The sequence below is a fragment of the Paenibacillus sp. FSL F4-0236 genome (assembly GCF_038000135.1).
GTDB lineage: Bacteria > Bacillota > Bacilli > Paenibacillales > Paenibacillaceae > Paenibacillus_AQ.
On the sequence record NZ_JBBOBK010000001.1, the window covers coordinates 4,177,094 to 4,190,629 of the forward strand.

A 13,536-nucleotide genomic window follows, 5' to 3' on the forward strand; every position below is an offset into this window, starting at 1 on the left:
CTTTTATACGTCCGATCCATCAGATTCCTTGATCAGCCACCTAACTCCGAGCCGTGAACTCCTTAACCGCCTCACTCATCAGATTCATACCAAGTAGCAGCTCATCCCGGCCGGGATGGCTGAAGTTAAGACGAATGTGATTTCCGCTTCCATCTACGCTACATAACGGTCCTGGCAAAAATGCCACTCCCTTACCTAGCGCACATTTTAGCAGTGCCATAACATCCATTCCCTCCGGTGGAGATACCCATAGAAACATACCTCCTGACGGCAGGTCGTAGGAGCTTCCTTTCCAAGCTGGACGTTTTAGCAGTTCAACCATTAACTTCAGTCGGGTGTTATATTCTCGGTTCAGCTGCGCAATATGCTCACGAAGATCAAAAGCGGTCACATCCAACAAATGATGCAAGAGCCGCTGATTTAATGCGCTCGATTGCCAGTCTGCCATCTGCTTGGCAGCAGCCATCATCCCGATCACTTCCCGGCTACCTGCAGCCCAACCCGTCCGCAGCGCGGGCGCAACGGTCTTGCTGAACGAACCGATATATAATACGTGTCCGCCATCACTTATATTTTCCAGCGCATACAAGGATGGATATCTTGTGGCCCAATGTTCACCATACTTCTGGAAATGTAGATCACCATAAGAATCATCTTCTACAATCAGGATGTTATACGCGATGCAAAGATCCAACACCTCACGCCGTCTCTCTAAGCTCCATAGGATGCCACTTGGATTCGTAAAGCTTGGTGTTGCGAACAACATCTTAGGCTTATGCAGTTCAATTTGCCTCCGCAAATGATCTGGATGAAGCCCGTCCAAGTCACCCTCTACAGGAATAATGATGGCACCCTGCATCCGAAGAGTTTGCAAAAATCCTGGAGATGTCGGATTTTCTACTAATACACGATCTCCCGGATCAATATACACCCGCGACAACAAATCAATTGCTTGCTGGCTCCCCGTTGTTAGCAAAACTCCACCCTCGGTAACAGTTACCCCTTTTTCTCTGAGCCAATCCCCGGCAAGCCACTCCCGAAGTGGACCATACCCTGCAGGATCACCATATTGAAGTGCTCCTGCATCTGCAGATATCACCGTAGAGGCTGCTTCGGCAAGCAGCGATAATGGGAACAGTTCTTCCGCTGGTAATTCTTCAGCAAGCGATATCATGGAGCTTCTCCGTGTTTGGGTGCGAATACTTAGAAGCGGTGACGATAGCAGTGTGTGCGCGCGAGCAGAAAATTGGTAAAGCATGCGAAATCCCCCTTCCCTAGTACCAAGTAGAAATGGCTAAGTTATCCTCTTTCGAGGACGATTATCCATTTAACGTGATATGCTTTCTTCTATTTCAAGAATATTCCGCCTTTCCCGTCATTATGTCGTATAGCTTGGGTTATGCGTAGATTTGCCTGTTTTGTCTTGAAAAGAGAGCAAATTTCTCAATGGCCTGCGCTCGCGTCGAAACATCAAGCTTCACATAAATTTTGCGCAAGTAATTGTCAATCGAACGACGACTTACTGCAATTTCAAGCGCTATTTTATCATAAGTAATCCCCTGAACGATTCGCTCCATAATAAACATCTCTGTCTGCGTCAATTGAAGAACATCATCCAGTCCTTTAGAAGTCGAAATCGGCCAGGATCCTTTTTCTATCCATTCTAGCGGCATTGAAAGAAAACCCACACGTAAACCCAGGATCAGCTGTAAAAGCTGATGAGGAGAAGCTCCTTTCGAGAATATCCCGCTGGCTCCCAGCTCTATGAGGGGCTGTAGCAGATCCCTGCCGTCCTCATCCGTCATCACGACAAAATGTGAGTTTGGTGAGCTTTTTTTCATATTTAACAGCACACTCTCAATATTACCTTCAGGCATATGATAATCTGCCAGCACTAGCTCGGGATTCTTTTCCCTTACGATGGAAGCGCCTTCGTCCCAAGTTGAATACATTCCTAGAACTTTTAGCTCTCCTCCCTCTTCCAAAATCAATTTTGTCCCCAGCATACTTGTAGGATGACACCCCACAATAACCACCTGCCAAACCTTCATCATTAATGCCCAGACCCCCTGCTTTATATAATCATCCAGAAAGGAAAGCGCCGCAGCGTTTCCGGTTTAAACGCAAGCAAGGAAGTATGATGACTTGTTCGTTTATTCTCTCGCTGGTTACCTTGAGTACGTCTATCAGAAATTCCAATCTATAGAAATTGTATCGCAGTAGTTTAATAGGATGCAATTACTTTTTCTAGTTTTCACACTCTCTTACATTTTTGCGAAACTAGTCAAAGTCTGATAGAATGGGGACTTGAAAAAAAGACCAACCCGAGGTGATCAAATGCAACCGCTAGCGGAAACGTCCCCGGTACACTCGCGCCGTGCTGCTGTGAGAAGCGGCCCTTCCGTAAAATGGTTTTTACTGTTCTGGATCGTGATGATTGGAATTGGTGTATATGCTGTATACAGCTACACAAACCATTTGAAGCAGCAAGTGCTGAGCGAACTTAGCAATCAGAGCCAGCAGCAGCTAACCGTTCTTAAGACCGACTATGAGTCGAAAATTGCCGTTCTCACTGAAGAAGTGAAGGAATTGCAGAATACAGTGCAAAGTTTTAACGAACTATTAACCTTCACTAAAGATAATGCAAGTGCCAAGACAGACAATAGTAACAAGCTATATACGCAATTGAGCGAAGTTAGCAAACAGTTAGAAGCTTTGAAGAAAGAAATGGATCTGATCAAATGATGACGCCAGTCAAAAGAGTGAACCGTTTCTTTATGCTTCTGACCGCACCTTTTTTAGGTTTACTGATATGTATGTGGTGGTATCGACCACCGCTCGAGCTGGATCTTGATGTAGGACAATTTGCACCTATCTCAGGGCCTCTGAATGAAACAGCTATCCTAAAAAAAGATTTAACCCTAGCCGAAGGCACTGCATCCTACACCATAGATGCAGTCAGCGCTAGCGCTAAGCTATATAAAGGAACCACTACTGCTATGAATAAGTTAGTCGAGACAGCGAAGACTCAAGCGAGCCGTCCTGAGCTTATCTATAACCGCCGGATATCTGCCAAGCTTGGAATACCTTCGGAGGTCCTTACTAGCGACCGGATTAGAATCGAGCTGTATAAGCTGAATCCAGGTAACTATAAGGCCTATGCTTTGAAGATCAAATTGAAGGATCCAACTGCGATGCAGATGAGTCTTGCGAAGGAAGCTACTGGTGGCGCAGAAACCACTATGCACGCTGTACAAAGTCATGGTGCTATTGCAGGTATTAATGCTGGAGGTTTTGCGGATAAAGCCGGAAAACGCTATCCCTTAAGCACTACTGTGGTTGATGGAAAGTATCTCAATGGTTTCGAGCCGACATTCAAGGATCTCAGCTTCGTAGGTCTGAACAAGTCCGGACAGTTAATCGGCGGGAAATTTTACAGTCGCGCACAGTTAGATCAACTCGAACCCGTATTTGGTGCAACCTTTGTGCCTGTTCTACTTAAGAACAACGTCAAAGTACCGATCCCGGAAAAGTGGAAAACATCCCCCAATCGGGCGCCACGTACAGTAATCGGTAATTATAAGGATGATCAGCTTCTCATCTTTGTAGCGGATGGCTATAATGAGCTTGGCAGCTCTGGTGCCCGACTAGAGGAAATTCAGAACAAGCTATATAACATGGGTGTCATGGATGCTTATAATCTGGATGGTGGAGGATCGTCATCACTCATCTTCAATGGAAGAGTAGTCAACAAGCCATCAGACGGAAATCTTAGAGCTGTACCAACAAATTTCCTGTTTTTTAAATGATTATAGTAAAATGTCTATGCAACATATCACATTTGCGTTTATTTTTATTGATTTGCAGGGTATAATCTTGATAACGAATACATTTGCTAATGGAGGTGCCAGTATGTCGTTCTCATTAACCTTTTGGATCGTAACTATCGTATTTGTGTTATTTATGGTCGGCATCCTTACCTCATCTTACAACGACGACAAAACAAAAGGTCTATAAGCAAGAAATGTCTCAGCAGCCACTTGGCTCTGAGGCATTTTTTATAAGCCTGAAACAAAAAAACTGCCACATAAGTAGAGAAATCTACGAATGGGACAGTTTCTTTATTTAGAAAACTATTGGCTGTCAGAATTCTAAATGTGTAAATATGTACTTCCTAGGCGTGTCTTGGCAATTGCGTCATTTCTGATAGGCATGCAGCGCAAATATAACGATCTTTATATTCACTCACACCTTCCATTGATCCGCAGAAAACACATTTTGGACGGTAACGCTCCAAGATGATATGGTCACCCTGTACTAAAATTTCAACCGGGTCGCCTTCATTCATCTGATACCTTTTACGCAGGGACTTAGGCAGAACAATTCTACCCAGCTGATCCACTTTGCGAACTACACCAGCAGGTTTCATATCTAACGTACACCTCTCCTGTTCAACTAATAATTTGTAGCTACTATATATTTCGGCTCATTCATTATATTTCGTTATTAAAATGTCGAATCCTGCTGAAAAAAACAAAAAAAATGTCTTTTTTCTAAACAAGATTAGGAAAATCCAGCTGTCGAAGGGCTTCATATACAATAATAGCTGCAGAATTCGATAAATTCAGCGATCTCACGGCATCACTCATTGGCATGCGCATTTTTGTTTCTTTACCCGCTTCCAGAATTTCAGCAGAAAGCCCCTTCGTTTCTTTACCAAAGACAAAGAAGTCTCCATCTTGAAAATCAAAATCGCTATATCTCTTCTCCGCTTTCGTCGTTGCGTAAAAGAAACGTCCCTCACTGTACTTCTCAAGTACCTCAGCAAAAGAGTCGTGGTATTCAATGTTAACAGCGTGCCAGTAATCCAATCCTGCTCTTTTCAATGTAGCATCGTCTGTACGGAATCCGAGCGGGCGAACCAGGTGAAGATGAGTGCCTGTTGCTGCGCAGGTACGCGCAATGTTTCCAGTATTGGCCGGTATTTCCGGCTCAACTAATACGATATGGAGTGCCATTATATGGTTCCTTCCTCTCTAAAGGCTTAATAGCCAGATGTTTTACTCTAGTGCATAACCATAGCTTCTCCAAACAAACTGAAAACCTTCCACCCATAGGCGGAAGGTTTACGATAGAGTTCATTAACCTTGAGTTTGCCGGAAATGGTTCATGAAATCAGAAAGTGCATTAACACTTTCGTAAGGAACTGCATTGTAAATGGAAGCGCGCAAGCCACCCACACTACGATGTCCCTTTAAGCCGACAAAACCTTCCAGTTCAGCAGCTTTAACAAACCGTTTTTCGAGTTCTTCCGATTGCATCCGGAAGGTAACGTTCATAATAGAGCGACTGCTCTTCTCAGCAACGCCACTGTAGAAGCCGTCACTTCCATCGATGTGATCATATAATAGACCCGCTTTTTCAAGGTTCTTGGAATGGATACCAGCAAGACCACCTTGCTCCTCAATCCATTTTAATACTTCGTTAACCATATATACAGAGAAAGATGGAGGAGTATTGTAAAGAGAGTTATTTTTGTAATGAGTGCTGTAACGCATGATAGTTGGAATGTTAGAAGGTGATTCTGCGAGCAATTCCTCTTTAGCAATAACTACAGTCACACCGGAAGGACCAAGGTTCTTTTGTGCTCCAGCATAGATCATTCCGAATTGGTTGACATCGATAGGCCGGCAAAGGATATCACTGGACATATCTGCGATGAGCGGAATCGAGCCAGCATCCGGATATTCTGCATATTGCGTTCCTTCAATGGTCTCATTGGAAGTAACGTGAAGGTAGGCAGCATTTTCCGCAGCTTTAATCGAACTCAATTCAGGTATAGCTAAAAATCTCTTGTCTTCGGAAGAAGCAGCAACATGAGCGCCCCCTACCAATTTAGCTTCTTTATAAGCCTTATCTGCCCAGCTACCTGTCATAACATAGCTACCTACTTGGCCTTCGGAAATCAGGTTCATAGGGATCATAGCAAACTGTGTGCTTGCTCCACCTTGTACGAACAATACCTTATAGCCCTTCGGATTGCCGAGGAGCGAAAGCAGACGTTCCTGCGCTTCATTATGCACGGATTCGTAGATTGCTCCACGGTGCGACATCTCCATGATAGACATTCCACTTTCTCGGAAATCAACAAACTCCGCTTGTGCGCGTTCCAGTACCGTAAGCGGCAATGCTGCCGGTCCGGCATTAAAATTGTATGCTCTCTTATTCAAAACTACTCCCCACCCTTTCTCTCCTATCAATATGGATATCGCTTATGATAGCAATAATCTCACACACCAGCAAGTATAATTATTCACATAAAAGCTTTGATTACTGCTTATCATGATGTGAAAAAATGATAAGTTCGGCTCCAGGACTTGCTTTCATGCGGTAAAAGACTAATGTTCACAAAAACTTCAGGTGAGACCACATGGCGTTCTCCCCATAGCGCCATTCGTGCTACTGGGAAATCTCCGCTCTCGCGTACTCCTGTTCCACTAGGCTTATGAACCAACTCCCAATTGAACTCAGCCTCTGGACCTCCCCAGCCACTCAGCTTGCAGTAAAATGACCGGTCTGGCTCTTCTGACCAAGTAAGGGTATTACCAGATACCTCTAGCAAATTATTCGTGTATTGAGATTCTGGCTCTTCTACTTTGAGCCCATTCGAGAGGCGCAACTCAAAATCCGAACCTATATTCAAACCATCAATTCCTACGAAATTGTGGATGTATTCCTCGGTTTGGATTGGCTTATCCCCTTTGTTATGCAATTCATATGCAATTTTCAATTGGTCGTCCTTTATAGAGATCGTTTTGGTCAAAAGCATCGCGTATCCATTACTTTCCATCGGCTGGACAGTATATGTAATCGAATCATCCCTAACCTCCATATCAACAGCAAAGGGGGTTAGTGGATATTTATTATGAAAGCTATAGCTCTGCGAATCCAGCTTTTGTAACAATCCGATACCGGGCTTTGGAAACCAGCCTCCGATCGGCGCTTCATCATACCCAATTGCCCGGGAAATGCCAAACTCGTTGCATAGTCCACTTCCGCCAGTACCTTCGCCTTCCTTCAAGCTCTCTGGCACACAAAACGTATGGTTACCCTTTTCTAACGTAACCTGTGTGATAAACCCCGTCCAGTCAAAACGAGTCCCTTTATAATCTTCTCCAATATCAGCGATATCCACAGATAATACGCCATTTGACAGCCTGTAACCCATCCTTCACAAACTCCTTTCAATCATTCAACAAATAAGTAAATTAGCCCCATTATATCATTTATGAAGAACCTTAGTTTTTATAATTTTCAAAAAAACGTCTGCAGCCGCTATTCATAACGGTGCAGACGTTTATAAAAATTTCAGTTAAGATTACGCCAGAGTCACTTCAATCACGTGAAGCTTCTCTGTCTGCAGAGCAAGTAGATCCTCACGTGGAATAATAGCACTTCCTGAGCCGCGCTGCAGCGCCACCTCACTGCCGTTCAACGTAACGGAGTGTATTTGGTACTCTCCGTAGTTAAAGCTTCCAGTGGCTTTATAGACCACTTCAAACTCACGATCTGCAAAGATCGTCTTAATTGATGCTTTACCCTCGGAATCAAATTGTTCTTTAACTAATTTAGGTTCTAGCAATAGATCTCCCAGCTTGCCCTTCACACCAAATACTTCAGTGACCATGGTTAGCAAGAGCCAGCTTGCGGAGCCTGTCAGATACGTGTACATCCCTCTGCCTTGCTCGTTAATATATTCAGGAATACCTGGGTAGATGCGAGCTTTTTCGAAATCCGTACTCAAGCTGTAAAGAGATTCAAGGACCTTATGACCTTCTTTTACATAACCACGTTTGTACAATGCATTTCCATACATGATGGTCATGTGACTGAACATGGCCCCATTTTCTTTATGGCCAAAAGCAAAGCCAAAAGCACGACCCAGATTTTGCTGAATCCCACCGAAACGGGAGTTAAGCCTGTATCCTATCTTGTCATCAAACAGATTACGATCTACAGCTGCTATAATGTGTGGAATTTGCTCCGGAGCCGCTGCATGACCCATAAGCGGGAACACTTGACCCGTAAGCGTCATACGAACGCCTTCAGAAAATTCACCCTCTACCTGTTCACCATCGTTATTATAATAACCATTAAACCAGCCATCGCCATTCTCACTCTGTACCCACTCGTTGCTACGCAAATGGTTAAATAACCATTCCGCTTTTTGCTCCAGATCATCAGCTACTTTATCAATATCGAGAGATACACGAACTCCACTCACCTTATTTGGTGCGGCAGCATAATATCGATCCAATCTCTCATGCTTACCTGATACAGAACCATAATCCACAGACTCGTTAAGGGTATCCAGCAGTAGCTGCATTTCTTCGGCTAATTCAACAGTTTCCTGACCTTTAGAAGTCTTAAGGTTACGCAGCACCCGGGAAATATCCAATAGATTGCTAGCATAGAAAGATGTAAATGCTACACTCTCTCCGCGATCCGCCCCCATATCGAGGCCATCATTCCAGTCCGCGCCTTCGAGCAGGATATTATTATGTTCTCCTACATTAAAGAACGGAACTAGATTTTGCAGCAAAATATGTTCCAGAATTGTACCTTTGTAGATTTCCCCAGAAACTGTTCTAAGATCACTGCCTACAGAGGTATTCCATGAAGAATCACGTTCCTTACAACGACTCATAAACGTATCCCGGAAATAAGTCTGTTCTTGCAACAAGAAATCAAGATCACCACTCTGATCCAGATAGAGCATCGTTGTTAAAAATGGCCATGCCCCATGATCCATCCATACACGAGGGATATTGTTACGGTCAGCGATAAATTCACCTGGCTGTTGACCGATAATGGTTGCGTTACTGCCATCAATTCTCACACCAGCGTAATTGTTGAAGAGTAGGCTACGAACTTCGGCAGGCTCCATAATGAGCAGTGCCAGACAGTCTTGCCAAAGATCTCGCCAGCCACGTCCGCCTCTTCCATAATCATGATACGGTAAGAAGGAGTTACCATACAGTCTTCTAAGGACCGGTTGGATGGTTACCCATTTCATCCATTGATCTGCATCCGAGTCGCCGGTATGAAATTCAACCATATTCACTTTGTCTGCCCAGAACGCTTTAGTATCCTCTAGCAGATGATCAAAAGCTTCAGATGTACCATATTTACTCATCAACGCTTCAACGTTAATTCTATCACTATCAATTGCCATAACTACGACATAAGAATGACTTGCACCAGAAGACAAGGTAATTGAAGCAAAACGAAGACCACCAACGGCTTCATAACCCTCTCTATCCACGCCTCCACCTTTACCAATCTCTGGCGTAGCATTCAGAATAACAGCTTCTGGCCAGTCAAGACTTCCACCTTCACCGATAAATTCTTCTTGAATCGGGAAGAAACCATCAGGCTGTCTACCATCACCTTCTGCACCAAATACACCGTAAGAAGTGTGATTAATGCGATGACCACGCTCATCGAAAGATAGTGCAGGTTGAACCTCAACACCATATGCTGAGGTGTAAATCCGGTTCAGCAGGGAGGTTACATGTCTGTGATCGCGCAGATCATCTGCGGAACGGGCATACAAGGGAACTACAGCCGTTGGTGTAAGAGTAAGCTCATCTGTTCCCGTATTCGTCAACGTAACTTTCATAAGTTCTACCTTGTCGTTACCGCTAGGTACGAAGCTGGTAATCTCAGCTTTGACACCCATCTCAGAGTTGCTGCGAGTCACACGATGCCATAGGAATCCAGCCTCAAGTACTGCATCATCAGCAGATGGGGTGTAGAACGCTGCATTTTGCTTAGCAGAGTTTCCAGCTGCAGACCAAGCACCCTTGCCTTCGACGTAAACCCAGAAATTACGTGAGGCGCGTGAATTATGCAAATCTTCAACAGATAATGGCGGTGTTAAAAATGTATTATGACCTGTCGTCGCCTGACCATGAAGCTTCGGGGTTACAGTCGACATCATCCCCCCCTCATTTACTAGAGGGAAGTATAAGAAACTACTATGATCCGGTTGCTGAAGCTTGAACTCCCCGTCCTTTCCGGTGAATTCAAAGCCTTGAATTTTTTTGCGGTCCATTGTCCCCATCCTCTCATTTACACATCTACTTAAGCTTTAACCGCACCTGCCAATGCACCGTCAACGATATACTTTTGAATGAAGGTGTACAGGACGATAAGTGGTGCAGATACGATCATGATACCGCACGCCAACATAGGCCAGTTGTTTCCGTATTGACCGCGGAATTCTTTAAGCCCGAAGGTAATTGGATAATGTTCCGGACTTGGCAAATACATGATTGGACCTACAAAGTCATTCCAAATGGTAATCGCCGTCAGGATAACACCTGTTGCGATAACAGGTTTCATCAGTGGCATAATGATCTGGAATAAATACCGCATATACCCAGCACCATCCATACCTGCAGCTTCGTCCATCTCACGGCTGATCCCTTTAATATAACCTACGAACATCATGAAGACGATCCCTGTTCCTCCTGTTTTCAGGAGAATATAACCCAGCTTCGTATCATAGCCCACAAATCCAAGCTCTTGTTTCAAGGTAAGCATCAATTTGAACTGTGCAACCATAGGGTTAGGCAAGAACTGTGACATCAAGAAGAACAAATAAATAAACCCGCTCCACTTCACATAATTTCTCGCCACCGGGAAAGCTCCGAATAACGACACGATTAGTGTTAGCACTGTTGCTACAACTGTGTACAGCAAACTGTTAATGAAATAATTAGAGAAATTACCTTTTAACCAAGCTTCCTTGTAATTATCCCATTGAATACTTTTCACAAGTCCGATCGGGTCTAGCAAATAGTCCGAAAAAGACTTGAATGAAATGTTTATTACAAACAATAGTGGCATGATATACAAAACAAGCAATACTGCAATCAGAATATAGGAGAGAGTTTTGGCGGTTTTGGAATCTTTCATTAATACTCCACCTCTCTCTTACGCATTTGTTTAACTGCAAATACAACGAAGACCAGAATCATAAGGAACTGCACCACAGAAAGCGCGGATGGAAGTCCCATCTGTAGAGAACCACGGAACGTCTCTTTATACACGTCATAAGCCATCGTTCTTGTGTTAAAGCGACCGTCCGTAGTTGCGAGAATAATATCAAAGGTCGACATCGCACCGATAATGGACAAAATAATATTAATGGTGAACGATGGAGCAATAAGTGGGAACGTAATGTTCTTAAAAGATTGCCACTTCGTGGTTCCATCAATATATCCAGCTTCATACAGATCTTTCGGAACGGATTGAAGACCTGCAAGGAAAATCAGCATGGAGTAACCCATATACATCCAAATTTGCGTGAATATTATATAACCAAACGCATGGGTGAAGCTTCCAAAGAACATATCTTTATAACCGAACAATGAATCATACAGTTGATTTACGGGACCACTTAGCGGATCGAACATCAAGCCCCATACCAGTGCAACTACCGATACACCGAGCACAACCGGCAAAAAGAAAACTGCGCGATAAAAATAATCGCCTTTCAGCTTCTGATTAATCACTACGGCCATAAGGAGACCGACACCGTTTTGTACGATTGTAACAATGACCATGAAATAAACGGTTCGTATAATGGAATCCCATCGTTCGCCTGAATTTCCGGAGTTAAAAACACTGTAATAATTGTCAAGGCCTACGAAATTCAATTTGCTTCCTGGAACGTTAGTAATATCTGTAAATGAATAAATGACCGTCATCATAGAGGGTCCAAAATAAAAAATAACGTACAACGATAATGGAATCATAAGCAGCAGAAGCGGTAAATATCTTTTTATACCTTTTCCGAACGGATACATTTCTCTCACCTACCCAATCCTAATTCAATAAAATGATCGGGGTCTGTACGAACAGACCCCGATGTTGTAGTACATGATGGTGCACAGTATGTTGTAGATGTCTGTTTATTAGGATAACAGCTTATTTAGGAGCTGCCGCTTCCCATTCTTTTTGTTGTACATCTGCAAGTTCTTTAGCGGATTTGAATTCGCCGCCTGGTGCCAGGTATTCAGTGTGAACGCCTTCAGCAGCAATGTGCTCGCCTACATTGTCGCGGTTAATCATTATGATTTCATAAGCAAGTTCAAAGTCTTCTGCCATGTATTGGGCAAGTTCGTTGTCAATGAAGTCACTGCCAGTTGCGATGTTATCTTGTGTTGGTACGAATCCGGCAGCCTTAACATATTCCGTGTAATTTTCTGGTTCAGAGAAGAATTCCAACCATTTCAATGCGCCTTCTTTGTTCGGACCTTTTTCTGCTGCATACCAAGTTACATCGTATTTGCCGACAAGAGAAGCGTTCTTAGCAGCATCTTCAGTAGCTGGGATTGGGAAGTATCCGAATTTCACATCAGGATTTGCCGCAGCGATTGTAGGTGCATCCCAAGTTCCGTCAGCAATCATAGCTGCTTTACCTGTTGCGAAGTACGAAGGTGCTGTTGCATAGTCAATACCCAAGAAACCATCGATGATGTAGTTATCTTGAAGGGTCTTCATTTTATCCAATACTTCTACAGCCTCAGCATCGTTGAACGCCGAAGTGCCTTTCCAAACGCCTTCAATCCATTTTTGTTGGTCGCCGCCACCTAGAATCTTAGCTTGCAAACCGAACACTGGCAGTTTCAAAGGCCATACGTCTTTACCAGCCACTACGATTGGTACAATGCTCTTGGATTTCAAAGTATCTAGAACACTGATGAACTCTGTCCATGTTGTTGGAACAGTCAAACCGTTTTGTTCAAAAATTTCTTTATTATAGAAGAAACCTGACATTGCTACTTTACCGGTTGGGATCGCATACACTTTATCGTTGTAAGTACCCGCTTTGGCAATATCATTCGCATTGTAGTTTTTAACGAAAGCTTCGTTGCTCAGATCAGCAATCAAACCGGAATCAATCCATTGTTGCCAGTCTGGCACTTTCGCACCTGGTGTCCAATCTTTAGGAGACAATCTCATACCGGACAAATCGGCAAGGACGTCTACGTCACCAGCTGTAATTCTTGCTCTTTGTGCTTGTTTAAATTCATCGTCCGGACCTGTCGTCGTGTACTCAATCTTGTATTCTGGATATTTCTCTTCAAACTTCTTATTAATGTCTGTAATGACCTTGTTAATGTTTTCTTGTTTCCAGTGCAAGATTTTAATAACCTTTTTCTCACCGTTTGCGGGCTTGCTTGTTCCGTTGCCCGAAGTAGCCTCACCATTTGTGTTGTTGCCGCTTCCACATGCTGCTAATGAGAGCACTAGCGCTGAGCTCAACAATACCGCAGAAAGCTTCTTTACCATTTTTGTTACCCCCCAGATGATTTGTATGATCTCTTAACGAAACACCATCTTAATTCCTGAAATTACGAAACTTTAGCGATTATAATACAGAAAGCGGTTTCGTTGTTTTTATTATTACATCGTTATTTATCTTTGTAAAGTCTTTTTTTATTCTCTATCTTTGAACTATTT

Annotated in this window: 12 protein-coding genes; 2 read left to right on the top strand and 10 right to left on the bottom strand. The window is 43.5% G+C overall.

All coding sequences use genetic code 11. From position 1 onward, the window contains the following. Positions 1-40: 40 nt before the first annotated feature. On the bottom strand, positions 41-1,258 hold the full coding sequence (locus NSQ29_RS18860; RefSeq protein WP_042186247.1) for an aminotransferase-like domain-containing protein: 1,218 nt from the start codon (positions 1,256-1,258) through the stop codon (positions 41-43). Between the two features lie 139 nt (positions 1,259-1,397). Further along, positions 1,398-2,054, bottom strand: a complete 657-nt coding sequence (locus tag NSQ29_RS18865) for a DNA-binding response regulator (protein WP_042186245.1) — start codon at positions 2,052-2,054, stop codon at positions 1,398-1,400. A 283-nt stretch (positions 2,055-2,337) separates the two neighbouring features. Here NSQ29_RS18865 and NSQ29_RS18870 point away from each other — a divergent pair, with 283 nt between their 5' ends. Both NSQ29_RS18870 and NSQ29_RS18875 read left to right on the top strand, forming a co-directional pair. Further along, positions 2,338-2,745 (top strand): hypothetical protein, encoded by a 408-nt coding sequence (locus tag NSQ29_RS18870; protein ID WP_042186244.1) that lies wholly within the window; start codon positions 2,338-2,340, stop codon positions 2,743-2,745. Further along, positions 2,742-3,809, top strand: coding sequence for a phosphodiester glycosidase family protein (locus NSQ29_RS18875; protein WP_341049311.1), 1,068 nt, complete (start codon positions 2,742-2,744; stop codon positions 3,807-3,809). The genes NSQ29_RS18870 and NSQ29_RS18875 overlap by 4 nt, the downstream gene beginning before the upstream one ends. 365 nt (positions 3,810-4,174) lie before the next feature. Here NSQ29_RS18875 and NSQ29_RS18880 read toward each other — a convergent pair whose 3' ends face one another. From NSQ29_RS18880 to NSQ29_RS18915, 8 genes are all read right to left on the bottom strand, one after another. Continuing rightward, positions 4,175-4,429 carry an AbrB/MazE/SpoVT family DNA-binding domain-containing protein gene (locus NSQ29_RS18880; protein ID WP_039871533.1) on the bottom strand — a complete coding sequence of 85 codons (255 nt, stop codon included), beginning with the start codon at positions 4,427-4,429 and terminating at the stop codon, positions 4,175-4,177. 124 nt (positions 4,430-4,553) lie between these two features. After that, the gene (gene trmL / locus NSQ29_RS18885; protein WP_042125678.1) at positions 4,554-5,018 is read right to left on the bottom strand and encodes a tRNA (uridine(34)/cytosine(34)/5-carboxymethylaminomethyluridine(34)-2'-O)-methyltransferase TrmL; all 465 of its coding nucleotides are present in this window, start codon (positions 5,016-5,018) and stop codon (positions 4,554-4,556) included. Positions 5,019-5,141: 123 nt separating this feature from the next. Then, entirely contained in the window at positions 5,142-6,230 is a 1,089-nt protein-coding gene (gene serC, locus NSQ29_RS18890; RefSeq protein ID WP_341125830.1) for a 3-phosphoserine/phosphohydroxythreonine transaminase, read from the bottom strand. A 110-nt stretch (positions 6,231-6,340) separates the two neighbouring features. After that, positions 6,341-7,228: a hypothetical protein gene (locus NSQ29_RS18895; RefSeq protein WP_076284211.1), complete on the bottom strand. Its 888-nt coding sequence runs from the start codon at positions 7,226-7,228 to the stop codon at positions 6,341-6,343. A gap of 150 nt (positions 7,229-7,378) precedes the next feature. Then, positions 7,379-10,117, bottom strand: a complete 2,739-nt coding sequence (locus tag NSQ29_RS18900) for a GH36-type glycosyl hydrolase domain-containing protein (protein ID WP_341125831.1) — start codon at positions 10,115-10,117, stop codon at positions 7,379-7,381. Positions 10,118-10,146: 29 nt separating this feature from the next. Further along, positions 10,147-10,983 (bottom strand): carbohydrate ABC transporter permease, encoded by an 837-nt coding sequence (locus tag NSQ29_RS18905; RefSeq protein ID WP_042186238.1) that lies wholly within the window; start codon positions 10,981-10,983, stop codon positions 10,147-10,149. After that, complete coding sequence (locus NSQ29_RS18910) at positions 10,983-11,876, bottom strand: carbohydrate ABC transporter permease (protein ID WP_042186236.1); 894 nt, start codon at positions 11,874-11,876, stop codon at positions 10,983-10,985. Before NSQ29_RS18910 ends, NSQ29_RS18905 begins: the two co-directional genes overlap by 1 nt. A gap of 121 nt (positions 11,877-11,997) precedes the next feature. Next, positions 11,998-13,365 carry an ABC transporter substrate-binding protein gene (locus NSQ29_RS18915; protein ID WP_339269829.1) on the bottom strand — a complete coding sequence of 456 codons (1,368 nt, stop codon included), beginning with the start codon at positions 13,363-13,365 and terminating at the stop codon, positions 11,998-12,000. Positions 13,366-13,536 lie beyond the last annotated feature (171 nt).

What these genes read in the sequence shown, in the direction of transcription:
- NSQ29_RS18865 (WP_042186245.1), bottom strand. Translation starts at nt 2,054, where the DNA reads ATGATGAAGGTTTGGCAGGTGGTTATTGTGGGGTGTCATCCTACAAGT.
- NSQ29_RS18870 (WP_042186244.1), top strand. Translation starts at nt 2,338, where the DNA reads ATGCAACCGCTAGCGGAAACGTCCCCGGTACACTCGCGCCGTGCTGCT.
- NSQ29_RS18860 (WP_042186247.1), bottom strand. Translation starts at nt 1,258, where the DNA reads ATGCTTTACCAATTTTCTGCTCGCGCGCACACACTGCTATCGTCACCG.
- NSQ29_RS18875 (WP_341049311.1), top strand. Translation starts at nt 2,742, where the DNA reads ATGATGACGCCAGTCAAAAGAGTGAACCGTTTCTTTATGCTTCTGACC.
- NSQ29_RS18895 (WP_076284211.1), bottom strand. Translation starts at nt 7,228, where the DNA reads ATGGGTTACAGGCTGTCAAATGGCGTATTATCTGTGGATATCGCTGAT.
- NSQ29_RS18910 (WP_042186236.1), bottom strand. Translation starts at nt 11,876, where the DNA reads ATGTATCCGTTCGGAAAAGGTATAAAAAGATATTTACCGCTTCTGCTG.
- NSQ29_RS18900 (WP_341125831.1), bottom strand. Translation starts at nt 10,117, where the DNA reads ATGGACCGCAAAAAAATTCAAGGCTTTGAATTCACCGGAAAGGACGGG.
- trmL (WP_042125678.1), bottom strand. Translation starts at nt 5,018, where the DNA reads ATGGCACTCCATATCGTATTAGTTGAGCCGGAAATACCGGCCAATACT.
- NSQ29_RS18915 (WP_339269829.1), bottom strand. Translation starts at nt 13,365, where the DNA reads ATGGTAAAGAAGCTTTCTGCGGTATTGTTGAGCTCAGCGCTAGTGCTC.
- NSQ29_RS18880 (WP_039871533.1), bottom strand. Translation starts at nt 4,429, where the DNA reads ATGAAACCTGCTGGTGTAGTTCGCAAAGTGGATCAGCTGGGTAGAATT.
- NSQ29_RS18905 (WP_042186238.1), bottom strand. Translation starts at nt 10,983, where the DNA reads ATGAAAGATTCCAAAACCGCCAAAACTCTCTCCTATATTCTGATTGCA.